Annotated in this window: 15 protein-coding genes, 1 tRNA gene and 1 riboswitch; of the genes, 9 read left to right on the forward strand and 7 right to left on the reverse strand. The window is 37.6% G+C overall.

From position 1 onward, the window contains the following. The first annotated feature begins 10 nt into the window (after nucleotides 1-10). Nucleotides 11-913, forward strand: coding sequence for a ParB/RepB/Spo0J family partition protein (locus QMN76_RS06145; RefSeq protein ID WP_282024081.1), 903 nt, complete (start codon nucleotides 11-13; stop codon nucleotides 911-913). 308 nt (nucleotides 914-1221) lie between these two features. After that, nucleotides 1222-1297 (forward strand) — tRNA-Lys (locus QMN76_RS06150). 9 nt (nucleotides 1298-1306) lie between these two features. On the opposite strand, the gene QMN76_RS06155 is transcribed toward QMN76_RS06150, so the two are convergent. Together QMN76_RS06155 and QMN76_RS06160 are read right to left on the reverse strand one after the other, a co-directional pair. Next, nucleotides 1307-2641, reverse strand: a complete 1335-nt coding sequence (locus tag QMN76_RS06155) for a lipopolysaccharide biosynthesis protein (RefSeq protein WP_282024080.1) — start codon at nucleotides 2639-2641, stop codon at nucleotides 1307-1309. Nucleotides 2642-2753: 112 nt separating this feature from the next. Continuing rightward, complete coding sequence (locus QMN76_RS06160) at nucleotides 2754-3419, reverse strand: histidine phosphatase family protein (RefSeq protein WP_282024078.1); 666 nt, start codon at nucleotides 3417-3419, stop codon at nucleotides 2754-2756. Between the two features lie 160 nt (nucleotides 3420-3579). Here QMN76_RS06160 and rfbB point away from each other — a divergent pair, with 160 nt between their 5' ends. The 4 genes from rfbB to rfbD are packed head-to-tail and all read left to right on the forward strand — an operon-like array spanning nucleotide 3580 to nucleotide 7000. Then, entirely contained in the window at nucleotides 3580-4632 is a 1053-nt protein-coding gene (gene rfbB, locus QMN76_RS06165; protein WP_282024076.1) for a dTDP-glucose 4,6-dehydratase, read from the forward strand. Between the two features lie 10 nt (nucleotides 4633-4642). Next, nucleotides 4643-5536 (forward strand): glucose-1-phosphate thymidylyltransferase RfbA, encoded by an 894-nt coding sequence (rfbA, locus tag QMN76_RS06170; RefSeq protein ID WP_282024075.1) that lies wholly within the window; start codon nucleotides 4643-4645, stop codon nucleotides 5534-5536. A gap of 11 nt (nucleotides 5537-5547) precedes the next feature. Further along, a complete protein-coding gene (gene rfbC, locus QMN76_RS06175; protein ID WP_282024073.1) occupies nucleotides 5548-6108 on the forward strand; it encodes a dTDP-4-dehydrorhamnose 3,5-epimerase in 561 nt (186 codons plus the stop codon). A 13-nt stretch (nucleotides 6109-6121) separates the two neighbouring features. Further along, complete coding sequence (gene rfbD, locus QMN76_RS06180) at nucleotides 6122-7000, forward strand: dTDP-4-dehydrorhamnose reductase (RefSeq protein ID WP_034339597.1); 879 nt, start codon at nucleotides 6122-6124, stop codon at nucleotides 6998-7000. Nucleotides 7001-7048: 48 nt separating this feature from the next. Here rfbD and QMN76_RS06185 read toward each other — a convergent pair whose 3' ends face one another. The 5 genes from QMN76_RS06185 to QMN76_RS06205 form a co-directional block, all read right to left on the reverse strand. Continuing rightward, the gene (locus tag QMN76_RS06185; RefSeq protein ID WP_282024069.1) at nucleotides 7049-7705 is read right to left on the reverse strand and encodes an RluA family pseudouridine synthase; all 657 of its coding nucleotides are present in this window, start codon (nucleotides 7703-7705) and stop codon (nucleotides 7049-7051) included. Nucleotides 7706-7707: 2 nt separating this feature from the next. Continuing rightward, the gene (locus tag QMN76_RS06190; protein ID WP_084051567.1) at nucleotides 7708-10401 is read right to left on the reverse strand and encodes a DNA translocase FtsK; all 2694 of its coding nucleotides are present in this window, start codon (nucleotides 10399-10401) and stop codon (nucleotides 7708-7710) included. A 61-nt stretch (nucleotides 10402-10462) separates the two neighbouring features. Next, nucleotides 10463-11029, reverse strand: coding sequence for a 16S rRNA (guanine(966)-N(2))-methyltransferase RsmD (gene rsmD, locus QMN76_RS06195; RefSeq protein ID WP_034339590.1), 567 nt, complete (start codon nucleotides 11027-11029; stop codon nucleotides 10463-10465). 8 nt (nucleotides 11030-11037) lie between these two features. After that, a complete protein-coding gene (locus QMN76_RS06200) occupies nucleotides 11038-11814 on the reverse strand; it encodes a pseudouridine synthase (protein ID WP_282024066.1) in 777 nt (258 codons plus the stop codon). Further along, nucleotides 11798-12544: a gamma-glutamyl-gamma-aminobutyrate hydrolase family protein gene (locus tag QMN76_RS06205; RefSeq protein ID WP_034339584.1), complete on the reverse strand. Its 747-nt coding sequence runs from the start codon at nucleotides 12542-12544 to the stop codon at nucleotides 11798-11800. Before QMN76_RS06205 ends, QMN76_RS06200 begins: the two co-directional genes overlap by 17 nt. 421 nt (nucleotides 12545-12965) lie before the next feature. On the opposite strand from QMN76_RS06205, the gene QMN76_RS06210 reads away from it, so the two are divergent. From QMN76_RS06210 to crcB, 3 genes are all read left to right on the forward strand, one after another. Beyond that, nucleotides 12966-13397 (forward strand): nucleoside deaminase, encoded by a 432-nt coding sequence (locus QMN76_RS06210; protein WP_282024383.1) that lies wholly within the window; start codon nucleotides 12966-12968, stop codon nucleotides 13395-13397. Nucleotides 13398-13477: 80 nt separating this feature from the next. After that, nucleotides 13478-15034, forward strand: coding sequence for a Do family serine endopeptidase (locus QMN76_RS06215; protein ID WP_282024064.1), 1557 nt, complete (start codon nucleotides 13478-13480; stop codon nucleotides 15032-15034). Nucleotides 15035-15179: 145 nt separating this feature from the next. After that, nucleotides 15180-15247: riboswitch (Fluoride riboswitch) on the forward strand. A 63-nt stretch (nucleotides 15248-15310) separates the two neighbouring features. Then, entirely contained in the window at nucleotides 15311-15685 is a 375-nt protein-coding gene (gene crcB, locus QMN76_RS06220; protein WP_034339579.1) for a fluoride efflux transporter CrcB, read from the forward strand. Nucleotides 15686-15857 lie beyond the last annotated feature (172 nt).

A 15857-nucleotide genomic window follows, 5' to 3' on the forward strand; every position in this document is an offset into this window, starting at 1 on the left:
AAGAGTTATTATGGCTGGCAAAAAAAATCATGAAAAGGCACGTTTAGGCAGAGGTCTTGCTGCTTTGTTAGGAAATGCGGTTGAGGATAAAATACACACATCTATACCTCACGAGATAACACAACAAAGTAATGCAGTTTCTTTGTTAAATCTACCAATTGAATTTGTAGAACCAGGACCTTTTCAACCACGTCAAGTGATGATGCCAGAGTCTTTACAGGAACTTGCAGATTCCATTAAACATCATGGAATATTGCAGCCTTTATTGGTAAGAGAAAAGCCAGGTCATAAAGGGCACTATCAAATTATTGCTGGGGAACGTCGTTGGCGTGCTGCTCAACTAGCTACTATTCATGAAGTGCCAGTGCGCGTTTGTGAGCTTAGCGACAGTGATGCGATGGCAGCAGCATTGGTAGAAAATCTGCAACGCGCAGATTTAAATATCATTGAAGAGGCTGAAGGATTTGCAAGGTTATTAGAAGAATTTGAGCTCACCCAAGAAGATTTAGCAGCTGCGGTAGGGAAATCACGTCCTCATATTGCTAATACTATTCGTTTATTACACCTTCCTGCAGAAGTGAGGGTTTATTTAAAAGAAGGAAAAATAAGTGCTGGTCATGCACGTGCACTATTAATGCATCCTAATCCAGTTGCTGCTGCAAAAGAAGTCATTTCGCGTGGTTTAACCGTTCGACAAACAGAAGAGTTAGTTAAAAGAGATCTGGAAAAAAAGCCAAAGAAACATAAAGAGCATGAGCCTTTGGATTCAGAGCTTAAATTATTAGAAAAGGACTTGCGTAGTAAGCTTGGCTTGAACGTACAGATTAAATTTGATGGTAAAGGGGGAACTGTTCAAATTTATTATAAATCTTTGGAACAGTTTGATGAGTTGTTGAGCTTACTCAAAAAATAAATGGTAAGATAAAACATATCTTTTATGTATTCATGATAATTAACTGATTGATTTTGATTGCAATATAAAAGGTTAATCTCTTTTCAAGAAAAGCTCTTATCTAAATTGATAAAGTTTTTAATAATTATGTAAATATTTTACATGTTATTATAAATAAAGGAAATTTATTGTATAAAATGTCTATGTGTAAGATAGATTAATTTTGTATGACGTTAAATAAAAATAAATAAACTGTTTATTAGGACTAATATTGAATTTGAACTTGTATTTTAAATGATGCTTTGATATTGATAGTGTCAATAATTATTGGGTGCATAGCTCAGTTGGTAGAGCAGCTGACTCTTAATCAGCGGGCCCAAGGTTCGAACCCTTGTGCACCCACCAATTTCAAGTTTAAGGTCGTTGTAATTTTTTCTTTTTGCGAGCTAATAGAATAAAGAAAGCTTGGAAGAAAATCAGGATAAAAGCAGCGATTACTGTTGCAGGACCAACACCTGTCATTCCCCACCATTGAATAGATAATAATAACATTGGTAAGAAAATTAAAACATCTATACCTCTGGCATAAATGGCACCACTAGTATTTCCTGTTGTGATTAAAATAGGTTCAAGAGACATTCCCCAAATTAAAACAAGTTCTGCACCTGCAAGCCAATATAACAAAGTTAATGTTTCAGGTGTTGGGTCTTTATGCAACAAGATATGCATAATTGGAACAGCAATATAGGGTAAAATTAAAAGTAATATGCTTGTAAATACGCCTGTAAGCAAGGTAATTTGTAAGGCCATTTTGTAGAGATGGGAGGGTTTGTTACTCTGCCAAGAGCGCACCATTTCTGGATATAAAGTCGATTGTAATAAGACAATAGGTTTGGCCATTGCTTCTGCTATTTTATTGGCAATATTATAATATCCAGCAGCAATAGGCCCCAGTGTTCCCCCAATAACCAGGGTGGTAATTTGTTTGAAAGCCAAAGAAAAAGTCATATTTAAATTTGTATTCCATGCAAATTTCCATATGCCAGGCAAGTCTTTGGTAAGGCCTTCATGAATACCATTTAGAAACCCTTTGAGTAAGCCGTGGCGATGTAATTGATACAAAGCAAAAGTTAAAAACGATGAAAAGCTGACAATAGAAGCTAACATCCATATTCCAACAGCACCTGTAAGGCCGCCTCCAACTAGGATTAAACATAAAATTCCTAAAAGTCGAGTAGAGGTTGAGACCGTTCCTTGGATAGCAATTAAATCATATCGATTAAGCAATCTTAAAATACCATTAGAAGTGGCACTGGTTGTAAAGATAACGCTAAAACTGTAAAAAATCCCTAAATAGCGCCATTCTGGCGGCCACCCCAGATAAGAGCTAAAGTAAACAGCACACAGAATGCCAACGATAAAAGCAAAAATTGCACTACAAATATCTAAAAGAAAGGAAAATCTTAAGACACGTTGTACCAAGGGTATATTTTTATTTTCGTATGGTTTAAGGCCATAGTGTAAAACGGTTTGCCAAGATTGAAACTCTGCGAGATCACCTATAGTCTGAGAAAATGAATGTATCAGAATAAGAAAACCGTATCCTTTATCCCCTAAAAGATGAATGGTTAAAGAAATTTGTAAAAGGCCTAAAGGCGCATTGATGGCTTTTCCACTAAGTAATTTAAGCAGATTACGCCCTGAACGCCTTAAACTACCTCTATTTGAGGGAATAGTTGTATCAGACACGATAGTTTCCCAAATCGTTAATAATATTCACTTCATATAAGATAATTTAAGATTTAGTAACCTTAAATTATTGAATTGACCAATGTAATTTTTACCAAGAGAACAAATCGTATCAAGTTGTTGGATATTCGTTAATGGTTAATGCACGCCAATTATCTTTATTTTTCTCTAGGATGGTTATAGAAAGGTTTAAAATAGATAGTGATAAAGCGGAATCAAGAGGTATTCTTAAACTATAAGCAATTGCGGCTCGGATAGCACCACCATGGGAGACAATAATAATATCCTGCCCTTGATTAATATCGGCAAGCTGTTTCAATCGTGGACCAACACGGTGAATTACATCATACATATTTTCCCCATGAGGTGGGCGTTCTTTGGCGCAAAAAGGCCAAAAAGGATGTGACGGATATTGACAATATTTGCTTGCGATACCATGTGTTAGTCCTTGCCACTCTCCTAAATCTTGTTCCAAAAAGGAATTATCAATTTGAAAGGGATGATGACCATATCCAGCATTTTGGATTAAACGAGCTGTATCTTGGGTTCTAGAAAGAGACGAAGTAATCCAAGATTTGGTTTGAGGTAATCTTTTTGCCAAGTGATGATAAATATGTTGTTGTTGTTTGATATGGTCAGGACAAAGAGGGACATCCATAGAGCCATAAAGATAATTTCTATCTGTTTGATTAACAATGGCATGGCGGATAAACCAAAAGCGTGTTGAGCTTTGTATCAGAGCAGGATTATCAAGAAATTGATAAATATTTTTTGTCATTTTAAGATTCTATATGAATAAACTAGATTATAATAACACAGTCATTAAATATACGTTATTACCTCTTATATTAGAAGGTAAATAGCTTGATATTATATATATAGACGTTTACAAAAGAAGAAAGTTTTAACTTTAAAGTTTTTTAAAGGTGTATCCTATTATGCAAATTCTTGTTACGGGCGGATGTGGTTTTATTGGTTCTGCTGTTGTTCGTCATTTAATTCATAATACTCAACATTCTGTTGTGAATGTTGATGTGTTAACTTACTCAGCCTCTCCAGAAACAGTAGCAGAAATTGAAAAGGATGAGCGATATCATTTTTGTCAGATAAATATTACAGATGCAGCAGCATTAAAAAAAGTATTCGAACAATATAAGCCTGATGCAATTATGCATTTAGCTGCTGAATCACATGTGGATCGTTCCATTGATGGGCCTGGTATTTTCGTAGAGACGAACGTTGTTGGTACTTATACCTTATTAAACGTTGCTTATGAATATTGGAAAGATTTGTCCGAAGATCAAAAAAAGAATTTTCGTTTTCATCATATTTCAACAGATGAAGTATTTGGCCATCTTGAACTTAATGACCCTCCATTTACAGAAACAACACCTTATGATCCTCGTAGTCCATATTCAGCATCAAAAGCGGCTTCTGATCATTTAGTACGCGCTTGGTTCCATACATATGGATTGCCGACTTTTGTAACCAATACGACGAATAATTATGGGATTTGGCATTTTCCTGAAAAATTAGTTCCTTTGATTATTATTAATGCCCTAGAAGGCAAAGAATTACCTGTTTATGGTAAGGGCGATAATATACGTGACTGGTTATTTGTCGAAGATCATGCCGAAGCATTGGTGAAAGCTGTTGAAATTGGTGAACCAGGTGAAACCTATGCCATTGGTGCAAGACAACCCCGAACCAATTTAGATGTTGTGAAGGCGATTTGCTCTATTTTGGATGAGTTAAAACCTGATTCAAAAGGGAAATATGAACGGTTAATTAAATTTGTTGGGGATCGCCCTGGCCATGATTTCCGATATGAAATTGATCCTTCTCATGCGGAAAAAACGTTGAATTGGAAAGCACAACATAACTTTGAGACAGGTATTCGCAAAACTGTTCAATGGTATTTAAATAATCAAGATTGGTGGCAATCTATTCGTGATAAACGATATAGTGGTCAACGCCTAGGAACAAAATAAGGAAATCAAGATGCAAGCAAAACCAATGAAAGGAATTGTACTCGCAGGAGGTTCTGGAACGCGTTTACATCCATTAACTTTGGCATCAAGTAAACAGTTATTACCTGTTTATGACAAACCGATGATTTACTATTCTTTATCTACGTTAATGTTAGCAGGTATTCGGGATATTATGATTATTTCGACACCACAAGACATCCCTCAATTTAAAAGATTGTTAGGTGATGGTTCTGATTGGGGAGTCAGTTTTGAATATTGTATTCAACCGAAACCAGATGGATTAGCACAAGCATTTGTTTTGGGTGAGGGTTGGTTGGATGGGGCCCCTTGCGCTTTGGTTCTAGGTGATAATTTAATTTTTGCTGATCATTTAAGTGTTTTATTACAACAAGCTGCACAACGACAAAATGGTGCGACTGTTTTTGCCTATCAGGTTCGTGATCCAGAAAGATACGGTGTTGTTTCTTTTGATGAAGATGGGAAAGCGCAGCAAATTATTGAAAAGCCGATTGATCCACCTTCTAATTGGGCCGTAACAGGGTTATATTTTTATGATTCAAAAGTTACTCAATACGCAAAAGAGGTAAAGCTATCTCCTCGTGGAGAGTATGAAATCACAGATTTAAATAAAATGTATCTAGATAATGAAGAGTTACGCGTTGAACTTTTAGGGCGTGGTTGTGCTTGGTTAGATGCTGGAATGCCTGATAGTTTGATGCAAGCGGGGACCTTTGTACAAACAATTCAATCTCGTCAAGGAATGTTAGTTGGCTCACCTGAAGAAGTAGCATATCGTCGTGGTTTTATAGATGCCAATCAATTGCGTACATTGGCTAAACGTGTTCAAAAGACTGAATTAGGTCGGATGTTATTTGAATTGTCTAATGAACCTCAAGAGGGTTAAGGAAATTAATAATGAAAATAGAATTTTTAGCTATTCCTGAAGTTGCATTGATTACTCCACCTCGTTTTCAGGATAATCGTGGTTTTTTTTCTGAAACTTATAATGCAGAACGTTTAAAAGAAGCTGGTATTCATCTTCCTTTTGTTCAAGATAATCAAAGTCTTTCTACGCAAAGAGGTGTGGTCCGAGGTTTACATTGTCAGTTGGCGCCTTATGCACAAGGTAAATTAGTTCGTTGTACCCAAGGTTCAATCTGGGATGTTGCGATTGATGCACGCACGGGATCACCAACTTATGGACAATGGGTTGGAGCTGAGCTTTCTGCAGATAATTGGTCACAGCTTTGGGTTCCACCAGGATTTTTACATGGCTTTTGTACTTTAACGGATAATGTGATGGTACAATATAAATGCACGGGCTTATTTAATAAAGCCAGTGAACGTGCAGTACGTTGGGATTGTAAGGATTTGGCAATAGATTGGCCAATTAAAAAAGAAGAGGCTATTTTATCGGAAAAAGATGCACAAAACCCTGGTTTTTCCGAAGCAAAAGGCTGGTTTTCATATCCATAAGAGGTAAAAATAAATGACTATTCTGGTTATTGGTGGAAAAGACGGTCAGTTAGCAACTTCTTTTCTAAATTTAAAAGATGATCGATTGACGTTTCTTGGACGTCCAGAGTTGGATTTTACGAATGTTGACACGTTAAAAGCTGCTTTTGCGGGCGAGAAGCCTGATTTGATTATTAATACGGCGGCTTGGACCGCTGTCGATGCCGCTGAAACACAACAAGAAGATACTTATTTGGTTAATCGTGATGGCCCTGCACAGCTGGCTAAATTGTGTGCGGTTAACAATGTTCCTTTTATTCATGTATCTACAGATTATGTTTTTGCTGGTGATAAAGGCTCTCCTTATGTTGAAACTGATCCTGTTTCTCCTGAAACTGTTTATGGGGCCAGTAAAGCTGAGGGTGAACAAGCGATTTTAGCAGCACAACCAAACGCTGTTATTCTAAGAACGGCTTGGGTGTATTCTGCACACGGTAAAAACTTTGTTCGCACAATGCTTAATGCAGGCGCTAAAAATCCGGCATTAAAAGTCGTTGGTGATCAATATGGAAACCCAACTTGTTCAGATGATTTGGCATGTGCAATTATGCAAATTGCGGATCGTTATTTAAAAGAAGGATGGAATTCTCAGTGGAATGGTATTTACCATGCTGTTGGAACTGGAGATACAACTTGGCACGGATTGGCTGTTGAGGCTTTACAACAAGCTTCTCTATATGGTCAAAAAATGCCAGAAGTGACTGCTATTAAGACAGAAGACTGGCCAACTCCTGCAAAGCGTCCTCAAGATTCACGGTTAAATACAGATAAATTATATCAAACATTTAACATACGTTTGCCTACATGGCAGGATAGTGTTGCAAAAGTTGTAAAAACATTGTTGAGTGCTTAAGGTGTTTTAATAGTTATAATAAAAAGCCCTGAAATATTCAGGGTTTTTTTATAAGTGGCACTTTTTTAAAAAGTCTAACATATGTGCTGGCGGTTCAGCTTGAGCGAATAGGGGAGGGGATAGAGGGAGATTTATTTCCCTACTAAAGAGTTGTAAAAATTCATTTTTATTACTAACAGGATTATAAATACGATCCCCAATAATTGGATTTCCTAATAATGCACAATGAGCTCTTGCTTGGTGAGTTCTGCCCGTTAAAAGTTGTAATTCAAGACAAGTAATGATTCCATTTGTCCCTAGTATTTTCCATTTTGTTAAAGCTGATTGCCCTTTGGGATCGTGCTGCATAGACCATTTTTTGTTTTTAGTAACTTTTGCAAGTGGTAGTTTAACTAATCCAGAATTCTCATTAGGCTTTCCTTGTACGATTGCCCAATAGATTTTAGTAACATTTTTATTTTCAAAACAGGCTTGTGCGTTGATCAAAGCTTGCTTGCGTAAAGCAATGACCAAGCATCCAGCAGTATCTTGATCTAATCTATGTACTAACCAAGGCCCTTCTTTGCGTTTAGAAAGAAGGGGAAAATAATCCTCAACAGACTGTTGTTCAGAGTGTCTGTTGCTATAAACAGGCATCCCAGCAGGTTTGTTGATAATAATAAAATGGTTATTTTGAAATATAATGGGAAAGGGAAGCTCTGTCATGGTTAATCGTCTGAAGCTCTATTGGCCAAAATTTCTCTTTTGCCAACATGATTTGCGGGGCTGACAATACGTTCTTTTTCCATTTGTTCGATAATCTTGGCGGCACGATTATAACCAATAGATAAATGGCGTTGAATAAAAGAGGTTGATGCTTTGCCTTCTTTGACAACTAGAGCAATGGCTTGATTATAAAGTTCATCACTATTATTACCAGAACGTCCACCAGAGTTATTATTTTCTTCTGCAGGCTCTGCGGTTACATCCTCTACATAAATAGGCTCTCCTTGGCTGCGTAAATGTTGAACCACTTTATCAACTTCATCGTCTGAAACAAATGGGCCATGAACGCGTTGAATGCGACCACCAGCTTGCATGAACAACATATCGCCCTGACCTAATAATTGTTCAGCACCTTGTTCTCCAAGAATGGTTCGGCTGTCGAATTTACTAATCACTTGAAAAGAAATACGGGTTGGGAAATTGGCTTTAATCGTTCCTGTAATCACATCAACAGAAGGGCGTTGGGTTGCCATAATAACGTGAATTCCAGCTGCACGCGCCATTTGAGCTAGACGCTGAACAGCCACTTCGATTTCTTTACCCGCCACCATCATTAAATCAGCCATTTCATCAATAATAACGACAATATATGGGAAATGTTCCAAAGGAATTTGTTGTTCTTCAAACGTTGGACGGCCAGTTTCTGTATCAAATCCTGTTTGTACCCTGCGGGTCATAGTTTTGCTTTGATTGCGTGCATTGGTAATCCGTTGATTAAAACCATCAATATTTCGAACGCCTAGTTGAGACATAAGGCGGTAACGGCGTTCCATTTCCCTGACGGCCCATTTAAGTGCAGATAATGCTTTGTGAGGATCTGTGACAACTGGTGTTAAAAGGTGGGGGATCCCTTCGTAAACAGAAAGCTCCAGCATCTTTGGGTCAATCAAGATCAAACGGCATTCATCAGGAGATAAACGGTAAAGTAAGGACAGGATCATTGAGTTGACCCCAACAGACTTTCCAGATCCTGTTGTTCCAGCAATCAGAAGATGTGGCATCTTGGCAAGGTTTGTATAAATAGGTTCACCAAAAATGTTTTTACCCAAAGCAAGACAAAGTCTTGCTGTATGTCGGTGCCAAGTTTCTGTGGTTAACATTTCAGAGAAATAAACCATTTCTCTTGTATTGTTTGGCACTTCAATACCAATAATATTGCGCCCAGGAACAGTAGCAATACGCACAGAGATAACCGATAAAGAACGCGCAATATCATCAGATAATCCGACCACTCTGGCAGAGCGGATACCTGGTGCGGGTTCTAATTCATACAAGGTAACAACGGGCCCACATAGAATTTCACCAATAGTACCCTTGACCCCATAATCATCTAAAATATTTTCCAACATACGGGCATTTGCTTGCAACATTTGTTCGCTAGGTCGGTTATTATTTCCTTCTGGATTTTTCCTCAGTAAAGAGACAGGAGGAAATGCCCAAGAGTTTTCACTAGGGTATTGTTCTTCTTGTTTATAAGGATCGGCTGCCTGTAAAGTTTCTTTGATGGGTGTAATATGTTCGTTAACAATATGCTCTTTAATGGGGGTTAAGCGCTCTTTAATTGGTTTATGAAACAGTGAAAAAATCCCTTTTGCCTTAGGGGGATTAATTGCTTCTGTTTCTTCAAATACAGAGCTATCCTCGTTATACTCTTGATGAGTAACTGGCATAGCAGGAGGGGATGCAAGCTGTGCTGGTGGCGTCGGAGCATATGCAGTATTTTTAATGTTTTTATCTTGAGGATTTTGAGGATCAAAAATAGGGGTATTATCTGGCGCTAAAGAGCTTGCCTCTTGTTTCCTTTGCGCAGTTGCAGGATAGGGATTTTGTGTCGTTGTCCTAATAGATTCTTGATATGAACGTGGTGTATATTCTTGTTCAGATGCTGTTTTTGGATCAGATTTAAATGGTGACTTGTCGTAAGAGCGAACAGGAGAAGAATAGGTACTATTCGTATATTGGTCTGATTCTGGTGCTGCTTTTTTTCGTTTAAAGATTAAATAAGTAATAATTCCAAACGTGCGTTTAAAGAATCTGAGAATGCGATACCATTCTTGTTTTGATAATCCCATCGATAAAGGAACGAGTAACAAACAAAGAATAATTCCAAGCGTCCAAATAAGGATTTTACCAGAAAGCCCCAAAGCGTCAGAAGCTGCGGTAAAAGAGGTTTGTGCAATAACAAATCCTACAGAGCCACCAATTCCTGATTCACTGGGCCATTGTGGAGAAAAATCGTTGGAAACAAATAACGGAATAGCAGCAATAACCGCAGCACAGGCAGGTAACGCAAATAATGTTGTGATAATTCGCAAGACAAAACCTTGCAAATGCTGGTGCCTAATAATTCGCCATCCCCATGCCATAAAAACAATAACGGGGAAAAAACTGGCTATTCCAACCCATTGAATCAACATATCGGACAAATGTGCCCCAATATACCCCAACAAATTAGTAGGAGGCTGTGTCGAGGAGGTATTAAAAGAGGGATCAGATGGATTATAACTGATTAATGCCAAGGTTAACAAAAATGCAAAAACCCACAGAATCCAACCACTTAGCTGCACGATTCGTTTTCCAAATGCAGATTGTAATTCAGAAGAAATAATTTTTTCTGTTTTATTATGGCCGATCACTATGATTATCCATTTGTTAGTATGATGATAAAGGGTTCGTAACGGATAGAGACAATCAAATTTACTCTATTATATTGTTTTGTTTCCAAAATTTTAAATATGCAGCACCTATTTTTCGCTCGTTTATCATATCAAATGATTGATTTATAGGTAGTTCCTCATTAATGGCTGTCTCTGTAATAATCAATGCATCTGGCAAGATCCATTTTTGTTGTTGCAGTTTTTTCAATGCAATAGGAATTAATTCCTGATGGTAAGGGGGATCAAGAAAAAGCAAATTACATGAACAGGGGCTTAATGGAGGTGTTAAGACATCCTTATATAGGATGCTTACAGAATTTGCACGGCAAAGTTGAATGTTTTTTTCTAAGGTTTGTCTAGTTTGTACATTTTTTTCAAAAAAATATGCTTTTTGTGCACCTCGGGAAATGGCTTCCAACCCCAAAGCACCTGTGCCAGCAAATGCATCGAGAATAATTGCATTTTCCATAAATTTTTTTCCTGCCCAAGGCGCATGCATTAATATATCAAACAATGTTTGTCGCGCACGATCTGAAGTTGGCCGTGTTTCTTTACCTATAGGTGTAAATAAAGTGGTGCCTTTATAATTTCCTGCAATGATGCGCATCTCAAAATTTACTTTTTTCGAGGTTCAATAGAGGCAAGTCCAATTTGCTCTTTGATAACTTTTAAAGTCACTTCGTCAAGGCCACCTTTGGCTAAAGTTCCTAGTTGAAATGGGCCATAGGCAATTCTAATCAATCGATTTACTTGCAGGTTAATATGCTGCATTACTCGTCTGATTTCACGGTTACGCCCTTCTTGAAGGGAGACTGTTAACCAAGTATTATTGCCTTTGTGCGAATCAACTTTGACATCAATCGGGGCATAATGGATCCCTTCAACCGTAATTCCTTTTTTCAGCTTATTAAAATCATCATGATTAATCGTGCCAAAGACCCTTACTCGATAACGTCTGATCCATTGGCTGGTGGGCATTTCTAGTTTTCTGGCTAAAGCACCATCATTGGTTAGTAATAATAGGCCTTCACTATTTAAATCCAAACGGCCCACGCTGATCACACGTGGCATGGTTTCTGGTAAAGCCTCAAAAACTGTTTTACGTCCTTCAGGATCTTTGTGCGTGGTGATTAACCCAACAGGTTTATGATAACGCCATAAACGTGTACGGTCTGGAGGAGAGATAACTTGTCCATCAACGCGAATAATATCTTGTTCTTGTACAAAGGTCGCAGGTTTTGTTACGGTTTCATTATTTAAAGAGATTTTACCTTCTTCGATCATGACTTCTGCTTCTCGGCGAGATGCCACACCTGCTCTGGCTAGCCATTTAGCGATACGCTCCCCTTTGTTTGGAGAATCAGAAACAGAATCATTATTGGGGTTGTGCATAGAGTTTCGCCTTGGCAATTAAAGCAGAGAAAATTTTACGATCAGGATATTCAATTCCGAATTCGGGATGCCATTGTACACCAACAAAGAAGGATCGTGAAGGATCTTCGATAGCTTCAATCAGATTATCTTCGGCAATGGCACTGACTATCCCTCTTCCTGCGGATTTAATTCCTTGATGATGAGAGGAATTAACAGCCCAGCTTTTTCTTGGGCTTAATGTGGATAAAAAAGTATCAGGTTGAATTAAGACAGAGTGACTTCCTTGATGAGGGGGTAATTGTTGTTCATGAGGGAGTGCATCAGGCATATCATCAGGAAGATGTTGATAAAGTTCTCCACCTAAAAATACAGCCATTAATTGTGCCCCACCACAAATACCTAAGACAGGTATATTTTTCCCCCAGGCGGCTTTTACAAGGGCGAGTTCGAATTCTGTACGTACTTTATTGAGTTTTACATTTTTATGAATATTTTGGGCGCCATAAAGATGTGGAGAAATATCAAAATTTCCTCCACTGATGATTAATCCATCCAGTTTTTCAAGTATAAAATCTATATTTTTAGGGTTTAAAGGGGGAAGACCTATCGGAATACCGCCTGCCTCAATGGTAATGGTTGTATAATTTTTACGCAGAGCCATCCATGGATATGCAGAATATTCATGCTCTGAACCGTTTAATACATCAAGGGTAATGCCAATCAAAGGCGGAGAAAGAAATGTCGTCAATATAATTAATCTATGTTGTTATTAGGAGTTATAATATCTTCTTTAAGAATAAGTAACCTGTTTGTCAAAGTCTCTTTATCTGTTTAATAAAGAATGTGTGGGGTCAGGGGTAATTATAAACATAGTCATTGATTTCTCTTTTCCTGTTTTTCGTGGCAACAAAATTCTTGCAGAGTTAGAATGTTTATCCGTGTAATGTAACTAGAAGACGTAATGGCAACAATACATATTAAGTTTCCTAAGTAGATCATTTTAAAAGTGTTATAGGTTTGGTTTATGTTTATACACAGATTAAAAAAAGGCTTTTTAATGATAATTCAAGATATGAATATTGAGCGTTTAGTCTAAACAGGAAAAATAAATTTTTCTTTAATTATTATAAGGTGATAGGTCATTGCAAAGCATATCTTCTTATTGGAGAATGGATCAAGCGTTAAAGCTAGCTAATAAAGCTTTTAACAAAGGGGAAGTTCCAGTAGGGGCTTTAGTTCTGTCATCAGATAGACAAATCATTTCCCAAGCTTTTAATCAGGTAGAGCAATTACAAGATCCTACAGCGCACGCAGAAATGTTGGCGCTTAAAGAAGCATGTGCAATTCTCAATAAAAAACGCCTGGTTGGGTATACGTTGGTTGTAAATTTAGAGCCTTGTCCAATGTGTGCAGCCGCCGCGATGCATTATCGGGTGGAGCGTATAGTATTTGGAGCTTATGACCCTAAGGGTGGTGGAATAGATCATGGGGCTTGTTTATTTTCCCATCGACAAACGTTGCATTGTCCAGAAATTATTGCTGGGGTAAGAGAGCAAGAAAGTCAAAAGTTACTTAGATTTTTTTTTCAATCTCTTCGATAAATATTTTGTTAATTTTTGCCATAATTATCAATCATATTAAGTCTGTATTCATTTAAATGAATTTAAAAAATAGGTGTTGAATGATTAATATTTTAGATAAAAACAAATTGGTTAAAGCTTTTTCTCAGGTAACTCCATATATAAAGCAAGGACTTTTAGCCTCATTATTAGTTGGCAGCTCTATTTCTATGGTGAATGTGAATTCTGCTCGTGCTGCTGATTTGTTAAATGAACATGCTGGGGCGATCAAACCTGTTACATCGACACAAAATCTTCCTAATTTTGTGAATTTGGTTAAACAGGTCAGACCTGCGGTGGTATCTATTACGTCAAAGATGACCGCTGGTGGCGAGGATCAAATGATTAGTGGTTTTCCTGATGGAGGAAACTTTCCAGGTGGTAGTGGTGGGTTTTCATCGCCTTTTCCCTTTCCTATGTTTCCTCAGCAAATGCCTAAACAAATTATAGAGGCTCGAGGGTCTGGGTTTATTATTTCCCCTGATGGGTATGTAGTTACTAATAATCATGTTGTTAAAGGGGCAAAAATCATTACAGTTTCCCTTGAAGATGGTTCAAAATATCAGGCAAAAATTATCGGCCTTGATCCAAAAACAGATTTGGCATTATTAAAAATTAAATCAGATAAACCGTTTTCATTTATACAACTTGGCGATTCTAATGGTGTCGAGGCAGGGGAATGGGTCGTTGCTGTGGGTGATCCATATGGTCTTGGGGGAACGGTAACGGCGGGAATTGTATCTGCACGTGGAAGAGATATTGGTGATGGTCCTTACGATTCTTTTATTCAAATTGACGCACCGATTAATCGAGGAAACTCTGGAGGACCTTTATTCTCTCAGGATGGTAAAGTGATTGGTGTGAATACCGCAATTTTATCCCCATCAGGGGGGTCTATTGGAATTGGATTTGCCATTCCATCGAATACAGTTAAGAGCATTATCGGCCAACTAGAGAAAAATGGTCATGTGACCCGTGGTTATATCGGTGTCGCAGCACAATCGGTAACTTCTTCTATGATTAAGGCATTAAAACTGCCTGCTGTTGATCATGATAAAGCGCCACAAGGCGCCTTGATTGCATCAATTTCTCCAGATAGCCCTGCTGAAAAAGGAGGGCTGAATGTTGGGGATGTGGTGTTAAGTTTGGATGGTAAAGATGTTAAAGACCCTCGTGAATTAGCAGTTCGAGTAGCAAGTATCATACCAGGAACCACAATTAAACTGGTTGTTTTACGTGATGGTGTTAAAAAAGACATCACCATTAAAGTTGCTAATTTAAATGATGACAAGCAAGATAATAAAGAAATCGTTAAAAAGCCCAGTAATATTGGGGTTGCTTTGTCTCCTTTAACCCCTGATATCAGACAACAAATTGGGGTTGAAGAAACAGTAAAAGGGGTTGTAATAAGTGGGATTAAAAGTAACTCTCCTGCTGATCGTGCAGGATTACAAACAGGGGATGTGATTGTTTCGGTGGATAATCATCCTGTTGATAACCCCAGTGCAGCTACAGATACAATTGCCAGTGTTTTGAAAAAAGACACAAATGTTTTATTGCGTATTGTTCGTGGCGGACAAAGTCTTTTTGTTCCTGTTACATCTGGTGATAATAATTAATTTGTAGCAAACAAATAGATTATTTTAATAAGGCCGAATTTAGTATGAGTTCGGCCTTATATAATTAAATGCGGTTTTTAATATTTTAAGGTACAATGGAAAAATCTTTTGACAGTTTTTTTTGATTGGATTACTTAATAATATTAATGAAATAGGAGATGATATCCTCCTTGTAAACCGCCGCTTTATGCGGATGATGATATCTACGCGGGGCCGGTTTTGTACGGATGCGTAGGTCTGTACCTATCTGGCAGATTATTTTATAAGGATAGGCATATGTTTAATTCAGTTATCATGATCAGTATTGGTGGGGCTTTGGGATGTTTGCTGCGTTGGTGGTTGGGATTATCGCTTAACGCTTTATTTCCTTATATGCCTTTGGGAACATTTGCGGCCAATTGTATTGCAGGATATCTAATTGGCGTTTCTATGGCGGTGTTTTTATTGATACCCGCTTTGGCTCCATGGCGATTATTTATTATTACAGGATTTTTGGGCGGACTTTCTACATTTTCTACTTTTTCTGCTGAAATTGCGATGTCTTTGCAACAAGGACGTTTTTTTTGGGCTGGAACAGAAATTGTGACCCATGTTGTATGCTCTGTTGCATTAACCATCTTGGGAATGATGACGGTTTATTCTTTGCGGTAATAAGTATAAAGGTCTTCTCTGTTTAATCTTATATTTTGACCATAGTGATTATGGTAATTAATTAACTAACAAACCAATTATATAAATAATCTTCCAAAAAAATTGCATCGTATGATTAAAATCAAAGCAAACAAATATAATAAATATTTTTAGTCATAATTATTGTAGGTTG

Source organism: Commensalibacter papalotli (ex Botero et al. 2024), assembly GCF_947179115.1.
Lineage (GTDB): Bacteria > Pseudomonadota > Alphaproteobacteria > Acetobacterales > Acetobacteraceae > Commensalibacter > Commensalibacter papalotli.

Excerpts from the sequence above, each read along its gene's own strand:
- QMN76_RS06210 (WP_282024383.1), top strand. The coding sequence starts at position 12,966 with ATGGATCAAGCGTTAAAGCTAGCTAATAAAGCTTTTAACAAAGGGGAA.
- rfbB (WP_282024076.1), top strand. The coding sequence starts at position 3,580 with ATGCAAATTCTTGTTACGGGCGGATGTGGTTTTATTGGTTCTGCTGTT.
- QMN76_RS06145 (WP_282024081.1), top strand. The coding sequence starts at position 11 with ATGGCTGGCAAAAAAAATCATGAAAAGGCACGTTTAGGCAGAGGTCTT.
- QMN76_RS06160 (WP_282024078.1), bottom strand. The coding sequence starts at position 3,419 with ATGACAAAAAATATTTATCAATTTCTTGATAATCCTGCTCTGATACAA.
- rfbA (WP_282024075.1), top strand. The coding sequence starts at position 4,643 with ATGCAAGCAAAACCAATGAAAGGAATTGTACTCGCAGGAGGTTCTGGA.
- rfbD (WP_034339597.1), top strand. The coding sequence starts at position 6,122 with ATGACTATTCTGGTTATTGGTGGAAAAGACGGTCAGTTAGCAACTTCT.
- QMN76_RS06215 (WP_282024064.1), top strand. The coding sequence starts at position 13,478 with ATGATTAATATTTTAGATAAAAACAAATTGGTTAAAGCTTTTTCTCAG.
- rsmD (WP_034339590.1), bottom strand. The coding sequence starts at position 11,029 with ATGCGCATCATTGCAGGAAATTATAAAGGCACCACTTTATTTACACCT.
- QMN76_RS06200 (WP_282024066.1), bottom strand. The coding sequence starts at position 11,814 with ATGCACAACCCCAATAATGATTCTGTTTCTGATTCTCCAAACAAAGGG.
- QMN76_RS06185 (WP_282024069.1), bottom strand. The coding sequence starts at position 7,705 with ATGACAGAGCTTCCCTTTCCCATTATATTTCAAAATAACCATTTTATT.
- rfbC (WP_282024073.1), top strand. The coding sequence starts at position 5,548 with ATGAAAATAGAATTTTTAGCTATTCCTGAAGTTGCATTGATTACTCCA.
- crcB (WP_034339579.1), top strand. The coding sequence starts at position 15,311 with ATGTTTAATTCAGTTATCATGATCAGTATTGGTGGGGCTTTGGGATGT.